General features: G+C 58.5%; 13 protein-coding genes. All 13 read left to right on the top strand.

The genetic code is table 11. The annotated features are described in order from the left end of the window. Positions 1–165 precede the first annotated feature (165 nt). The 13 genes from flhD to flhB all read left to right on the top strand — a co-directional run bounded on the left by flhD (position 166) and on the right by flhB (position 14,414). Positions 166–516 carry a flagellar transcriptional regulator FlhD gene (gene flhD / locus ACL2XM_RS11205; RefSeq protein ID WP_410015421.1) on the top strand — a complete coding sequence of 117 codons (351 nt, stop codon included), beginning with the start codon at positions 166–168 and terminating at the stop codon, positions 514–516. A 2-nt stretch (positions 517–518) separates the two neighbouring features. Continuing rightward, positions 519–1,100, top strand: coding sequence for a flagellar transcriptional regulator FlhC (flhC, locus tag ACL2XM_RS11200; RefSeq protein WP_410015420.1), 582 nt, complete (start codon positions 519–521; stop codon positions 1,098–1,100). 125 nt (positions 1,101–1,225) lie between these two features. Then, on the top strand, positions 1,226–2,116 hold the full coding sequence (gene motA / locus ACL2XM_RS11195) for a flagellar motor stator protein MotA (RefSeq protein WP_410015419.1): 891 nt from the start codon (positions 1,226–1,228) through the stop codon (positions 2,114–2,116). Next, the gene (gene motB, locus ACL2XM_RS11190) at positions 2,113–3,282 is read left to right on the top strand and encodes a flagellar motor protein MotB (protein WP_413732901.1); all 1,170 of its coding nucleotides are present in this window, start codon (positions 2,113–2,115) and stop codon (positions 3,280–3,282) included. Before motA ends, motB begins: the two co-directional genes overlap by 4 nt. 10 nt (positions 3,283–3,292) lie before the next feature. Then, positions 3,293–5,350 carry a chemotaxis protein CheA gene (gene cheA / locus ACL2XM_RS11185; protein WP_410016568.1) on the top strand — a complete coding sequence of 686 codons (2,058 nt, stop codon included), beginning with the start codon at positions 3,293–3,295 and terminating at the stop codon, positions 5,348–5,350. 38 nt (positions 5,351–5,388) lie between these two features. Then, entirely contained in the window at positions 5,389–5,886 is a 498-nt protein-coding gene (gene cheW, locus ACL2XM_RS11180; RefSeq protein WP_410015417.1) for a chemotaxis protein CheW, read from the top strand. Positions 5,887–6,770: 884 nt separating this feature from the next. After that, entirely contained in the window at positions 6,771–8,441 is a 1,671-nt protein-coding gene (locus tag ACL2XM_RS11175) for a methyl-accepting chemotaxis protein (RefSeq protein ID WP_413732899.1), read from the top strand. 40 nt (positions 8,442–8,481) lie between these two features. Next, positions 8,482–10,101: a methyl-accepting chemotaxis protein gene (locus ACL2XM_RS11170; RefSeq protein WP_413723429.1), complete on the top strand. Its 1,620-nt coding sequence runs from the start codon at positions 8,482–8,484 to the stop codon at positions 10,099–10,101. Between the two features lie 34 nt (positions 10,102–10,135). Then, on the top strand, positions 10,136–10,996 hold the full coding sequence (gene cheR / locus ACL2XM_RS11165) for a protein-glutamate O-methyltransferase CheR (RefSeq protein ID WP_413732897.1): 861 nt from the start codon (positions 10,136–10,138) through the stop codon (positions 10,994–10,996). Next, positions 10,993–12,039 (top strand): chemotaxis response regulator protein-glutamate methylesterase, encoded by a 1,047-nt coding sequence (locus ACL2XM_RS11160; protein WP_410015414.1) that lies wholly within the window; start codon positions 10,993–10,995, stop codon positions 12,037–12,039. Before cheR ends, ACL2XM_RS11160 begins: the two co-directional genes overlap by 4 nt. A gap of 40 nt (positions 12,040–12,079) precedes the next feature. After that, complete coding sequence (gene cheY / locus ACL2XM_RS11155; RefSeq protein WP_410015413.1) at positions 12,080–12,469, top strand: chemotaxis response regulator CheY; 390 nt, start codon at positions 12,080–12,082, stop codon at positions 12,467–12,469. A 12-nt stretch (positions 12,470–12,481) separates the two neighbouring features. Beyond that, positions 12,482–13,123, top strand: coding sequence for a protein phosphatase CheZ (gene cheZ / locus ACL2XM_RS11150; RefSeq protein ID WP_413722606.1), 642 nt, complete (start codon positions 12,482–12,484; stop codon positions 13,121–13,123). Between the two features lie 148 nt (positions 13,124–13,271). After that, positions 13,272–14,414 carry a flagellar biosynthesis protein FlhB gene (flhB, locus tag ACL2XM_RS11145; RefSeq protein ID WP_413730565.1) on the top strand — a complete coding sequence of 381 codons (1,143 nt, stop codon included), beginning with the start codon at positions 13,272–13,274 and terminating at the stop codon, positions 14,412–14,414. The last annotated feature ends 1 nt before the right edge of the window (position 14,415 follow it).

Here is a 14,415-nt window from a genome sequence, read left to right as displayed (position 1 = left end):
ATTTAACGGTACGGCTTTTATAATTAGCCGCTTCGATTACCGGACAATTTAAGTATGTACGGTATCGTTGATTTCATTAGCCACCCAGGGGAAAAATCCCCGGATACCGGGCGATATTTTATCACCCAAGTTATGTTTTTAAACATAGTCTAGAGGGATGGGAAAATGAATACGAGTGAAATACGTAAACATGTTTACGATATAAATTTATCATATTTATTATTGGCGCAGCGTTTGATCAACCAGGAAAAAGCGTCGGCAATGTTTCGGCTGGGGATTAACGATACCATGGCCGATGTTTTACTGAAACTGACCTTGCCGCAAATGGTTAAACTGGCCGAAACGAATCAGCTATTGTGCCTGTTTCGTTTTGACGATCACCAAACCATTACGCAATTAACGCAGGATTCCCGCGTGGACGAATTACAGCAAATCCACACCGGCATATTGCTATCTAGTCAACTACAGGAACGGCTGGCGGCAAAAGACAACCATCTGCCGAAGAAAAGGGCATAGCGATGGCCGGCAAAAGTATTGTCCAGGAAGCGAAGGATATTCAGCTGGCTATGGAGCTGATTACGTTGGGCGCCCGGTTGCAAATGTTGGAAAGCGAAACGCAGCTTAGTCGCGGTCGACTGATCAAATTGTACAAGGAGCTGCGCGGCAGTCCTCCGCCCAAGGGTATGCTGCCGTTCTCAACCGATTGGTTCATGACCTGGGAACAGAACATTCATTCGTCGATGTTTTACAATATTTTCCAGGTGTTGCTGCAAAACGGGCAATGCACCGGTGTTGAAGCGGTGATCAGGGCCTACCGGTTATACCTTGAGCAGTGTCCCCAGCAGGACGGTGAACAGCCGATACTGGCGCTGACCCGCGCCTGGACCCTGGTGCGGTTTGTCGAAAGCGGCATGCTGCAGCTAACCCCGTGCAGCCACTGCCATGGCCACTTTATCACTTATGCTCATCAGCCCATTTACGGGTTTGTCTGCAGTTTGTGCCAGCCGCCGTCCCGGGCGGTAAAAAGACGTAAACTTTTGCCGGTAGCGGCCGATATCAATACCAAGCTGCTGGATGAGCAGGCGCAGCATGCGGTGTGATGGGCAATCCTAACGGATGACGACATCCACGACGATATCCTGGCATAAGCTTGCCAAGACTGTCGTCGTTCGGTTTCCCGGATGTGCTGCGTGCAGGCCGACATCTTTTTACCGGGAGAACGGATGTGTTAGTGATAGTGGGATACCTTGTGGTAATGGGCGCCGTATTTGGCGGTTATGCCTTAGTCGGCGGCCATCTGGGCGCGCTGTATCAACCTGCCGAGTTTCTTATGATTGGCGGCGCTGGCCTTGGCGCCTTTATTGTCGGCAATAACGGCAAAGCGATCAGATTGACAATAAAGGCCTTCCCGCAGTTATTTCGTGGCTCTAAATATAACAAATCCCTCTATATGGACCTCATGGCATTATTATTCCGTTTAATGGCCAAGGCGCGCCAGCACGGAATGCTGGTACTGGAATTTGATATCGATTCCCCCAATGAGAGCGACATCTTTAAACTCTATCCGCGTATTCTTGCCGACAAACATCTGATGGACTTTATTACGGATTATTTACGCCTGATGATCGGCGGCAATATGAACGCGTTTGAAATTGAAACGCTGATGGATGAGGAAATCGAAACTTATGAGCATGAATGCGATATACCGGCCAGCAGTCTGGGGCAGGTAGGCGATTCGCTGCCGGCCTTCGGTATTGTCGCCGCGGTTATGGGGGTGGTGCACGCCCTTTCCGCAGCGGACCGCTCGGCCGTTGAGCTGGGTGCGATGATAGCTGAGGCCATGGTAGGTACCTTTTTAGGCATACTGCTGGCTTATGGTTTTGTCTCGCCGTTGGCGTCGCTGCTGCGGCAAAAGAAAGATGAAAGCACCAAAATGATGCAATGCATCAAAATTACTCTGCTCTCCAGTATCCATGGCTATGCGCCGCAAATCGCCGTGGAGTTTGGGCGAAAAACGCTGTTCTCCGCCGAGCGCCCGTCGTTCAGCGAACTGGAGGCGCATGTCAGGTTGGCCAGGGAACCGATTAAACAGCAGCCGGTGGAAGAGGATGCATGAAAAACCAGCCGATCATCGTGGTACGCAAACGGCGTGGGTCCAAACGCCATGCCGAGCACGGCGGCTCCTGGAAAATCGCCTATGCCGACTTCATGACCGCCATGATGGCGTTCTTCCTGGTGATGTGGCTGCTGGCCATCGCCACGCCAAAGGAGCGGGTTTCCATCGCCGAGTATTTCCGCACCCCGCTGAGCGTGGCGCTGACCGGCGGCAATCGCAGCAGTTCGGATACCAGTCCCATCCCCGGCGGCGGCGCGGATCCGACGCGTCAGCAGGGCGATGTGCATAAGAACATTAACGATCTGTTGGACAAGCTGGAAAAGAAACGGCTGAACAAGCTGCGCGAGCGCCTGGACCAGCTTATTGAATCCGATCCGCGCCTGCGGGTGCTGCGTCCCCAGTTGCTTATCAATCTGGTGGACGAGGGGCTGCGTATCCAGATCCTCGATAGCCAGAACCGGCCGATGTTTGAAACCGGCAGCGCGCGGGTGGAACCCTATATGCGGGATGTGCTGCGCGGCATCGCGCCGATCCTCAATGATATTCCCAATAAAATCAGCATATCGGGGCATACCGACGCCGCCCCCTACGCCAATGGCGAACGCGGCTACAGTAACTGGGAATTATCGGCTGAACGCGCCAACGCGTCCAGGCGGGAACTTATCACCGGCGGGCTGTCGGAAGGCAAAATCCTGCGGGTGGTGGGCATGGCCGCCACCATGAGCCTTGCGCCGCAGCAGCCCGACGCGGCGATTAACCGCCGCATCAGCCTGCTGGTGCTGAATAAGCAAACGGAACTGAGCATTGCACATGAAAACGTGCAAAGCCAGGGGATGGAAATCAATAACTCGAAAGGATTAACGCAGCAGCCGTCATTTAAGGACGCTACCGATACGCCGCCGGTTCCGGACCCGGCGGCGCCGGGAACACCGGAATCGACGCCAGTGAAACCCGCGGCGCCGCCAGCGGCAGGGGAGCCGGCGGTAACCCCGCCAGGAACCGCGGAACCTGTGCCGTCCACCGCCCGGCAGACCAATGCCGGCGTCAACGCGGCGCCGGCGAGTTCATCATCCGGGGGACCGGCCGCAGCCCCGGCTACTTTGCCATCCGGGGCCTCCGTTCCGGCTGCCTCGCCGTTTAACGAACGTGATTCACAGCAGAGGTGATTTCGTGAGCATGGAATTAAGCGCTTTTTACCAAACTTTTTTTGATGAAGCCGCCGAACTGCTGGCGGATATGGAACAGCACCTGCTGGTACTGGATCCGCAAAATCCGGATAGCGAACAGCTGAATGCGATTTTTCGCGCCGCCCATTCGATTAAAGGCGGGGCGGGAACCTTCGGTTTTACGGTATTGCAGGAAACCACGCATTTGCTGGAGAACCTTCTGGACGAGGCGCGGCGGGGGGAGATGTCCCTCAGCACGGAGATTGTTAACCTGTTTTTGGAAACCAAAGATATCATGCAGGATCAATTAGATGCCTACAAAACGGCTCAGGAGCCTGATGCGGCAAGCTTTGCTTATATCTGCGAAGCGCTGCGCCAGCTGGCTTTGGAAGCTAAAGGCGCCGTGGCGCCGGCCGACGGCGCCGTCGCACAGGCGGCGGACAATGTCCAGCAGAACGCGGCGCCGCGTCCCGGTCAAACGGACGCGGCGGATGCTGCGCTGCGCATACGGCTTAGCGGCCTTAAAGCCAGTGAAATTCCGCTGATGCTTGAGGAACTGGGCAATCTCGGCACGGTGCTGGCTCACGAGGAAACGCCCGACGGCCTGAGCGCCAGCCTGCAAACCACGGTGAGCGAGGATGACATCTGCGCAGTGCTGTGTTTTGTGCTGGATGCCGATCAGATTCATTTTGACGCCGAGCCCGACGCCGCGACCGTAGCCGAAGCCCCCGAAGCCCCCGATGCCAACCCGTTGCCGGCCGCCGCCGGCCAGGCCCAGGTCGGCGAAATCGCGCACGCCGGCCACGCCGACAATGTCACGCCCATCAACGCCGCGGGCGCGCCGGCCAGACAGGCCGATACCGGCGCGGCACGAGTCAAACCCGCTGATACCAGTATCCGGGTGGCGGTAGAGAAAGTGGACCAGTTGATCAATCTGGTCGGCGAACTCGTGATTACGCAGTCCATGATTGCCCAGCGCGCCGGCGCGCTGGATCCGGTGGAACATAGCGATTTAATGATCAGCATGGGGCAATTGGAACGCAATGCCCGCGATCTGCAGGAATCGGTGATGTCGATCCGCATGATGCCGATGGAGTATGTCTTTAACCGTTTCCCGCGCCTGGTGCGGGATCTCGCCGCCAAGCTGGATAAGCAGGTGGAGCTGACGCTTGAGGGCAGTTCAACCGAGCTGGATAAGAGCCTGATCGAACGTATTATCGATCCGTTGACCCATTTGGTGCGTAATAGTCTCGATCACGGGATTGAGTCGCCGGATATCCGTACGGCGCTCGGCAAGCCGGCCGTCGGCAACCTGCAGCTGCGCGCCGAGCATCAGGGGGGCAACATTTGTATCGAGGTGATCGACGATGGCGCCGGCCTTAACCGCGAAAGAATTCTGGCCAAAGCGTTGTCCCAGGGACTGCCGGTGAGCGACAGCATGACCGACGAAGAAGTGGGCATGTTGATTTTCGCGCCGGGATTTTCCACCGCCGAACAGGTGACCGATGTTTCCGGACGCGGGGTGGGCATGGATGTGGTGAAACGCAACATTCAGGCGATGGGCGGCCATGTGGATATTTTGTCCCAGGCCGGCAAAGGCACCACCATCCGCATCCTGCTGCCCCTGACGCTGGCGATCCTGGACGGTATGTCGGTACGGGTAAACCAGGATGTGTTTATCCTGCCGCTGAATACCGTGATGGAGTCGTTGCAGCCGCAGGCGGACGATTTGCACCCGCTTGCCGGCGGCGAGCAGGTCTTGCAGGTGCGCGGCGAATACCTGCCGCTGGTGGAAATGCACCATTTGTTTGATATCAACGGCGCCAAGACCGATCCGACCCAGGGCATCGTGGTGATCCTGCAAAGCGCGGGGCGACGTTATGCCCTGCTGGTGGATCAGCTTATCGGCCAGCATCAGGTGGTGGTGAAAAACCTGGAAAGCAATTATCGCAAGGTACCGGGAATTTCCGCCGCCACCATTCTTGGCGATGGCAGCGTGGCGCTGATTATCGATGTGTCCGCACTACAGGCCCTGAACCGTAGTAAACGGTTGGCCGGTGCTGCTTAATTTATCTTATTTAGCCGACTGATTAAAAGGTGAAAACCATGGCAGGACTTGCAAGCGTCACCGCGCTGAACGGAGAAACCGTGGGTCAGGAGTTTCTGATCTTTACGCTGGGCGATGAAGAATATGGTATTGATATCCTGAAGGTACAGGAGATCCGTGGTTATGATCAGGTGACGCGGATCGCTAATACGCCGGCCTTTATCAAAGGCGTTACCAATCTGCGCGGCGTGATTGTGCCGATATTGGATCTGCGCATTAAGTTCGCGCAGTCGGATGTTATGTACAATGACAATACGGTCGTGATTGTGCTGAACCTGTACCAGCGGGTGGTGGGCATTGTTGTCGACGGCGTTTCCGACGTGCTGTCGTTGACCGCCGAGCAGATCCGCCCGGCGCCGGAATTTGCCGTGACACTGGCGACTGAGTATTTGACGGGCCTGGGGTCGCTGGGCGAACGGATGCTTATCCTGGTGGATATTGAGCGGTTGTTGAATAGCGAGGAAATGGCGCTGGTGGATAGCGTCGCCATGGCGTAAATAAGCCCCATTGGCACGCTCTCCCTTGAACACGTCTGCTTTAAGCCCGGTGGTGACGGGCATACCGTGCCATGGGGCGCTCGGTCGGGCGGGAAAATCACGCCCGATTCGACCCCATTGGCACGCTCTCCCTTGAACACGTCTGCTTTAAGCCCGGTGGTGACGGGCATACCGTGCCATGGGGCGCTCGGTCGGGCGGGAAAATCACGCCCGATTCGACCCCATAGGCACGCTCTCCCTTGAACACGTCTGCTTTAAGCCCGGTGGTGGCGGGCATACCGCGCCATGGGGCGCTCGGTCGGGCGGGAAAATCACGCCCGATTCGACCCCATTGGCACGTTCTCCCTTTAACACGATTGCTTTAGGACCTGTGGTGGCGGGCATACCGTGCCATGGGGCGCTCGGTCGGGCGGGAAAATCACGCCCGATTCGACCCCATTGGCACGCTCTCCCTTGAACACGTCTGCTTTAAGCGCGGTGTTGGCGGGCATACCGTGCCATGGGGCGCTCGGTCGGGCGGGAAAATCACGCCCGATTCGACCCCATTGGCACGCTCTCCCTTTAACACGATTGCTTTAGGTTTGGTGCTGGCGGGCATACCGTGCCATGGGGCCTCGGTTGGGCAGGAACACCATGCCCAATTCGACCCCATCGGCACGCTCTCCCTTTAACACGTTTGTTTTAGGCCCGGTGTTGGCGGGCATACCGTGCCATGGGGCGCTCGGTTGGGCAGGCCAATTCGACCCCATTGGCACGCTATTCCTTGAACAGGCTCGGTTTGGTACTGGGTGCTCGCGGGCCTGGCGCTAATTTCTGACGATAGCGGTAAAGTTTGGCGGTTGCCTGCCGATACAATTAGCACCAGTTGTAGTGGGAAAACAGGCATGTTTAACCGAATAAGAGTAGTGACCGGCTTAGTTCTTGTGTTGATAATTTTTTGTTTATTACAACTCTCCTCCGGAGGCGTGTTTTATCATTCGCTGAAACAAGATCAGCACTATTTTGGCGTGTATCAGAATCTGCGTAAGCAGCAGACCGCGCTGAGCGCCAGTTGGGTTGCCCTGGTCCAGACCCGTAATACCCTTAACCGGGCGGCGGTGCGTTATCTGATGGACGAGAATAAAATGGGCAGCGGCGCAACGGTGACCGAATTATTATCCGAAGCGGTGGGGACCCTGCGGCGTTCGGAGCAGACCTTCGGTAATTTCATGGCGATGCCGCGCGAGGAAGGGCAGGACGAAGCCAATATTCAGGCCATGAAACAGCGCTATGATGCCCTGCACTCCGCGTTGGCTGAGCTCAATACCCAATTGAGCAACGGCAATATCGTTGATTTTTACGCGCAGCCTACCCAGGCGGTGCAAAATAATTTCGAGGATACCTATGGCCGTTACCTGGCCGGGAATATCCGCCTCTATAACGACGCGGTGGACATGAACCAGCAGTCCTATAACCAGTCCCTCGGCGTGCTGGGCGGTGTTCTGGTCATTTTTATTCTGATTTCCCTGCTGGTGTGGGTCGGCATCCGCCGCATCCTGCTGCATCCGCTGCGCTATCTGATAAGCCATATCCGCGGTATCGCCGCGGGCGATCTTACCCAGGCGCTGACATTAAACAGCCGTAATGAAATGGGCATGCTGGCGGAGAGCCTGCGGGATATGCAGCATGCGCTGACCGCCACCGTGCATACCGTGCGCCAAAGCGCCGACGCCATTTACAGCGGCGCCGGCGAAATCGCCGCCGGCAATAACGATTTGTCCGCGCGTACCGAGCAGCAGGCGTCGGCGCTGGAGGAAACGGCCGCCAGCATGGAGCAGTTGACCGCCACGGTGAAACAGAACGCCGAGAATGCCCGTCAGGCGCGGCAACTGGCTCTGAGCGCGTCGGAAACCGCGCAAAAGGGCGGCAAGGTGGTGGATAACGTGGTCACTACCATGCATGAAATTGCCGGAAGTTCGCAGAAGATAGCCGATATTACTGGTGTTATCGACGGCATTGCTTTCCAGACCAATATCCTGGCCCTGAACGCGGCGGTAGAGGCGGCGCGCGCCGGGGAGCAGGGGCGCGGATTCGCAGTGGTGGCGGGCGAGGTGCGCAGTCTGGCGCAGCGCAGCGCCCAGGCGGCGAAGGAAATCAAGGGACTGATTGACGATTCGGTTAATCGTGTCGACGTGGGTTCGGCGCTGGTGGAAAGCGCCGGCGAAACCATGTCGGAGATTGTCGACGCGGTGACACGCGTGACCGATATCATGGGCGAAATTTCTTCCGCGTCCGATGAGCAAAGCCACGGTATCGACCAGGTGGGCGAGGCGGTGGCGGAAATGGATCGCACCACGCAGCAGAATGCCGCCCTGGTGCAGCAGTCGGCCCAGGCCGCTGCCCAACTGGAAGCGCAGGCCGGCCTGTTGACCCAGGCCGTGTCGGTATTCCGGCTGGAGACGGCGGCGGTGCCCGCGACGGAAAAGGCGGTGGTCCCTCTGCCGCAAACGCCGTCGTCCGCGACGGCAAAAAAAACCACGGAAAGCACGTCGCAGGAAAATTGGGAAACCTTCTAACTACGCATTATATAAGCCACACACCGGCATGAGGTTAATGATGTTAACGCGTATACGGATTTCCACCAGCCTGATCATGATTGTTTTGATCTTTGGCCTGATGCAGCTGGTCAGCAGCGGACTCTCGTTTGAAAATTTCAGGCGCAGCAGCGAGAACTTTCATCAGGTAGAGGCGGACAACCTGAAACGTAACTCGCTAAGCATGAGCTGGTCGGAGATGCTGCAAACCCGTAATTCCCTGAACCGGGCGGCAACGCGTTTTGCGTCTTATACACCGCTTGAGCAGATCCTGCCCCTGATGGCGGACGCCAAAAAAAGGCTGAGCCATGGGGAAGCGGTGTTTAAGGAATTCAACGCCTATCCGGCGGACAACGAAGCGGAGCAGGCGCTGCGCGTCAAGACCGTGAAGAGTTTCAAGGAATTCGACCAGGCGATGCATGAGGCGATAGAGATGCTGGACAACGGTAATGTCCAGGCCTTTATGGGCCAGCCCACGCAGAAGTTCCAGGATGCGTTCGAACTGCAGTACAACGCCTATATGACCCAGCTTTCCGGGGTGATTGGCGAAGCCAGCGAGGCAAATCGCATCGCCTATGGCCGTTCGGGCTGGATGCTGGGGCTGATGACCGGCATGACCGCGCTGCTGACGCTGGTGGCCCTGCTGTGGCTGAAACGTATGCTGCTGCGGCCGCTGGCCGTAATGAGCGGCCATTTCAACGCCATTGCCGGCGGCGACTTGGGTAACCGTATCGAGGTCAGTGGACGCAACGAAATCAGCCAGCTGTTTCATCAGTTGGAGACGATGCGCGATGAACTGGCGCAAACGGTGATGACCGTACGCCAGGGCACCGATGCCATGCTTAGCGGCATCCAGGAAATCGCCAGCGGCAATAACGACCTGTCGTCACGTACCGAACAACAGGCTGCGGCGCTTGAGGAAACGGCCAGCAGCATGGAGCAGTTGACCTCGACGGTGAAGCAGAACGCCGAAAATGCCCGCCAGGCCAGCAAACTAGCCAGCGATGCATCCAGCACCGCGCAAAAAGGCGGCACGCTGACCGGCAACGTGGTTAAACGCATGGCCGATATCGCCGTAAGCTCGCGCAAAATCAGCGATATCACAAGCGTGATAGACGGCATCGCCTTCCAGACCAATATACTGGCGCTGAACGCGGCGGTGGAAGCCGCACGCGCGGGCGAGCAGGGCCGCGGGTTCGCGGTGGTGGCGGGCGAGGTGCGCAGCCTGGCGCAGCGCAGCGCCCAGGCGGCCAAAGAGATCAAGGGGTTGATTGACGAGTCGGCGACCCGGGTACAGCAGGGATCGGAGCTGGTGGCCTCCGCCGGTGAAACCATGGATGAGATCGTGCGTTCGGTGGCCCGTGTCACCGATATCATGGGTGAAATCGCCTCGGCGTCGGATGAGCAAAGCCGGGGCATTGAACAGGTCGCCACCGCCGTCAATCAAATGGACGCGGCAACCCAGCAGAATGCGTCGCTGGTGGAACAATCAGCCGCCGCCGGCCATGCGCTGGAATCACAGGCGGAAGCATTAATGCAGGCGGTACGGGTATTCAGGCTAACGCAGCATGAGCTGCAGGAAAACCAGGATGAACCAATGGCTTCAGACCTCAGCACCCGGCAACTCGGGTCCATAACCTAACGCCAAACGCAAGCGCGGCGCAGCGAGAAACCCTATGTCAAACCAAGCTGAAATTGCCGCAAAATGGTCTAACTGGGCACAGCAGGTGCCCTTATCCGATGCGCATTTCCAGCGCATCTGCCAATTGATCTACCAGCGGGCCGGCCTTGTGCTGGCCAGCCATAAGCGGGAGATGGTGTATAACCGCCTGGTCAGGCGGCTGCGTACGCTGAATATAGCGGACTTCGGCACCTATCTGGCGCTGCTGGATGCCGATGTCAAGGGGCCGGAGTGGGAGATATTCGTCAATGCGCTGACCACCAATCTGACGGCCTTTTTCCGTGAACAGCACCATTTCCCGGTGCTGGCGCGGCACGCCAAGGAGCGGCCGGGACCCTACAGCGTCTGGAGCACCGCGGCTTCCACCGGCGAGGAGCCTTATTCCATCGCCATGACGCTGATGGAAACCCTGACGGGTTCGCTGGCGCAGGTGTCGGTTATCGGCAGCGATATCAATACCCAGGTGTTGGACAAAGCCCGCGCCGGCGTGTACCGCCATGAAGAACTGCGCGGGCTGAGCACCGTGCAGCGGCAGCGGTTCTTTCTGCGCGGCACCGGTCCCCATGACGGGCTGGCGCGGGTCAGGCCCGAACTGAACGCCATGGTGCGGTTTCAGTACCTGAACCTGCTGGCGGCAGAGTGGGCGTTGCCCGGGCCTTTCGACGCGATATTTTGCCGTAATGTAATGATTTATTTTGATAAGGAGACGCAGGAGCGCATTTTGCGCCGCTTCGCGCCGTTGCTGAAGCCCGGCGGGTTGCTGTTTGCCGGCCATTCGGAAAACTTTAGTCAGATAAGCCAGGATTTCAAGCTGCGCGGACAAACGGTCTATCAGCTTACTAAGGAAAGAATATGAGAAAAATCAGAGTGCTTTGCGTAGATGATTCCGCGCTGATGCGCCAATTAATGACTGAAATCATTAATGGTTTTCCCGATATGGAAGTGGTGGCCACCGCGCCCGATCCGCTGGTGGCCCGCGATCTGATTAAAAAATTAAACCCGGAAGTGCTGACGCTGGATGTGGAAATGCCGCGCATGGACGGGCTGGATTTCCTGGAAAAACTGATGCGCCTGCGGCCGATGCCGGTGGTGATGGTGTCGTCACTGACCGGGCGCGGCTCGGAAATCACCCTGCGGGCTTTGGAGCTGGGGGCGATTGATTTTGTGACCAAACCCCAGACCGGCCTGCGCGACGGCATGCTGGCCTATAGCGAAGCCATTGCCGAGAAGATCCGCACCGCCTCCCGCGCCAGGCTGCCGCAGCGGCGCTCGACCGATGCCGCGCCGATCATCCATGTCCCGCTGCTGAGCAGCGAGAAGCTGATTGCCATCGGCGCGTCCACCGGCGGAACGGAGGCGATCCGCCACGTTCTGGAGCCGTTGCCGGCCAATAGCCCGGCGCTGCTGATTACCCAGCATATGCCGCCGGGATTTACCCGCTCCTTTGCCGAACGGTTGAACAAGCTCTGCCAGATAACGGTAAAGGAAGCCGAGGACGGCGAGCGGATATTGCCGGGGCACGCCTATATCGCACCCGGGGCCCGGCATATGGAGCTGGCCCGCAGCGGCGCCAACTACCAGATCCGGCTGCATGACGGCGAGCCGGTCAACCGGCACCGCCCATCGGTGGACGTCCTGTTTCATTCGGTGGCGCAATTCGCCGGGCGCAACGCCGTCGGGGTGATCCTGACCGGCATGGGCAATGACGGCGCCGCCGGCATGCTGGCGATGCGCAACGCCGGCGCCTATACCCTGGCGCAGGACGAGTCCAGCTGCGTGGTGTTCGGCATGCCGCGCGAGGCGATTGCCATGGGCGCCAGCAACGAAACCGTGCCGCTGCATCAGATGAGCCAGAGAATGATGGCGCAAATCAGCAGCGGTCAGGCATTACGTATTTAGCGGCCCGCGAGCGGGTTACATGTTAATAACAGGAGTAGGTATGGCGGACAAAGAACTCAGGTTTCTGGTGGTGGACGATTTCGCGACAATGCGTCGCATCGTCCGTAACCTGCTAAAGGAACTTGGCTTTAACAATGTGGACGAAGCCGAGGATGGCGTCGACGCTCTCACCAAGCTGCGCGCCAACAAGATTGATTTTGTCATTTCCGATTGGAATATGCCGAATATGGACGGACTGGCCCTGCTGCAGAATATCCGCGCCGATGGCGCGATGGCCGCGCTGCCGGTGCTGATGGTGACCGCGGAAGCCAAGAAGGAAAATATCATTGCCGCCGCGCAGGCGGGTGCCAGCGGCTATGTGGTTAAGCCGTTTACCGCGGCGACACTGGAAGAAAAGCTTAATAAGATCTTCGAAAAGCTGGGGATGTAATCAGGAGGGGATATGAATAATACACCGACCATGCCGAATGTTAACGCCACCGCCACGGATATCATCTCCCGTATCGGACAATTGACGCGTATGCTGCGCGACAGCCTGAAGGAACTGGGCCTCGACCAGGCCATCGCCCAGGCCGCCGAAGCCATCCCCGACGCCCGCGACCGGCTGGATTATGTGGTGCAGATGACCGCCCAGGCGGCTGAGCGCGCGCTGAACTGCGTCGAGGCGGCGCAACCACGGCAGACCGCCATGGAACGTGGCGCCAAGGGGCTGACCACCCGTTGGGACCAGTGGTTCGACAGCCCCATTGAGCTGGCCGACGCGCGCGAGCTGGTGACCGATACCCGGCACTACCTGGCCGAGGTGCCCGGCCATACCGCCTTTACCCATGCCCAATTGCTGGAGATCATGATGGCGCAGGACTTCCAGGATCTGACCGGCCAGGTGATCAAGCGCATGATGGATGTGATCCAGGAAATAGAAAAGCAGCTGCTGATGGTGTTGCTGGAAAACATGCCGGAGCCGGCGAAGGGCAAACGCGCCAGCGACGGCCTGCTCAACGGCCCGCAGCTTGATCACAGCGTCGACGGCGTGGTGGCCAACCAGGGCCAGGTGGACGACCTGCTCGACAGCCTCGGTTTTTAAATCCTTTCTCCCGGCCCGGACCGTCGTCCGGGCTACGCCTATGCGCCAAATAACCGTCGCTTTAACGCGCTGTTCCCGCCATCGGTCCGGGCGTAATTTGTCATGCTGGTAAGATAATGCCCATGGCAAAACGCATTCGGGAACAGTGATGGCGGAAGACAGCGATCAGGAAAAAAACGAGGCCCCCACCGCCCACCGGTTGGATAAGGCTCGTGAAGAGGGACAGATCCCCCGATCGCGTGAATTAACCTCGGTATTGATGTTGGTGACCGGGCTGGCCGTGTTATGGATGGGCGGCGAGCCGCTGGCGCGTCAGCTGGCGGCGATGCTGGCCCAGGGATTGCGCTTTGACCACGGTATTATCAGCGACGACCGGCAAATCCTGTTCCAGGTGGAATCGCTTATCGGCCAAACCGTCTGGGCGCTGCTGCCGGTGTTTGCCGGACTGGTGGTGATGGCGCTGGTAGCGCCGTCGCTGCTGGGCGGGGTGATGTTTAATCCCGGCTCGATAAAATTTGATTTAAAAAAACTTAATCCGCTGCCGGGCCTGAAACGGGTGGTATCCGCCCAGTCGCTGTCGGAGCTGTTCAAGGCCATTCTGAAAGCGTTGCTGGCGGGGTGGGTCACCGGCTGGTTCCTGTGGCATAACTGGCCGCGCATGCTGCATCTGGTGCTGGAATCGCCGATCGCGGCGCTGGGAGATGCCCTGGGCCTGATCGCCACCTGCGCGCTGATGGTTATCCTGTCATTTATTCCCATCGTGGCGTTCGACGCCTTTTGGCAACTGTGGAGCCATATCAAGAAGCTGCGCATGACCCGCCAGGAAATCCGCGACGAGTTCAAGGACCAGGAAGGGGACCCGCACGTCAAAAACCATATTCGCCAGCAGCAGCGCGCCATGTCGCGCCGGCGCATGATGCGCGACGTGCCGGCGGCGGACGTTATCATCACCAACCCGACCCATTACGCCGTCGCGCTGCGTTATGAAGACAGTAAAATGAGCGCGCCGAAGGTGGTGGCCAAAGGCGCCGGCGACATCGCCATGCGCATCCGCGCGCTGGGGGAAACCCATCATGTGCCGATGCTGGAGGCGCCGTCGCTGGCCCGCGCGTTGTACCGGCACAGCGACATCGGCGAGGCCATTCCGGCCCAGTTGTACGCGGCAGTGGCCGAGGTGCTGGCCTGGGTTTACCAGCTCAAGCGCTGGCGCAGCCAGGGCGGCCTGATTCCGAAAAAACCTGAACATTTACCGGTGCCGGCGGCACTGGATTTTGCCCACGAGAAAGAGTGAT

Source organism: Sodalis sp. RH20, from assembly GCF_047324205.1.
Taxonomy (GTDB): domain Bacteria; phylum Pseudomonadota; class Gammaproteobacteria; order Enterobacterales; family Enterobacteriaceae; genus Acerihabitans.
Note: the sequence above shows the minus strand (reverse complement) of the source record. Positions and strands in the feature narration are given on the sequence as shown.

Bases quoted from the DNA above. Each gene is read 5' to 3' on its own strand.
- flhD (WP_410015421.1), top strand. From the start codon at position 166: ATGAATACGAGTGAAATACGTAAACATGTTTACGATATAAATTTATCA.
- flhC (WP_410015420.1), top strand. From the start codon at position 519: ATGGCCGGCAAAAGTATTGTCCAGGAAGCGAAGGATATTCAGCTGGCT.
- motB (WP_413732901.1), top strand. From the start codon at position 2,113: ATGAAAAACCAGCCGATCATCGTGGTACGCAAACGGCGTGGGTCCAAA.
- cheA (WP_410016568.1), top strand. From the start codon at position 3,293: ATGGAATTAAGCGCTTTTTACCAAACTTTTTTTGATGAAGCCGCCGAA.
- cheW (WP_410015417.1), top strand. From the start codon at position 5,389: ATGGCAGGACTTGCAAGCGTCACCGCGCTGAACGGAGAAACCGTGGGT.
- ACL2XM_RS11175 (WP_413732899.1), top strand. From the start codon at position 6,771: ATGTTTAACCGAATAAGAGTAGTGACCGGCTTAGTTCTTGTGTTGATA.
- ACL2XM_RS11170 (WP_413723429.1), top strand. From the start codon at position 8,482: ATGTTAACGCGTATACGGATTTCCACCAGCCTGATCATGATTGTTTTG.
- cheR (WP_413732897.1), top strand. From the start codon at position 10,136: ATGTCAAACCAAGCTGAAATTGCCGCAAAATGGTCTAACTGGGCACAG.
- ACL2XM_RS11160 (WP_410015414.1), top strand. From the start codon at position 10,993: ATGAGAAAAATCAGAGTGCTTTGCGTAGATGATTCCGCGCTGATGCGC.
- cheY (WP_410015413.1), top strand. From the start codon at position 12,080: ATGGCGGACAAAGAACTCAGGTTTCTGGTGGTGGACGATTTCGCGACA.
- cheZ (WP_413722606.1), top strand. From the start codon at position 12,482: ATGAATAATACACCGACCATGCCGAATGTTAACGCCACCGCCACGGAT.
- flhB (WP_413730565.1), top strand. From the start codon at position 13,272: ATGGCGGAAGACAGCGATCAGGAAAAAAACGAGGCCCCCACCGCCCAC.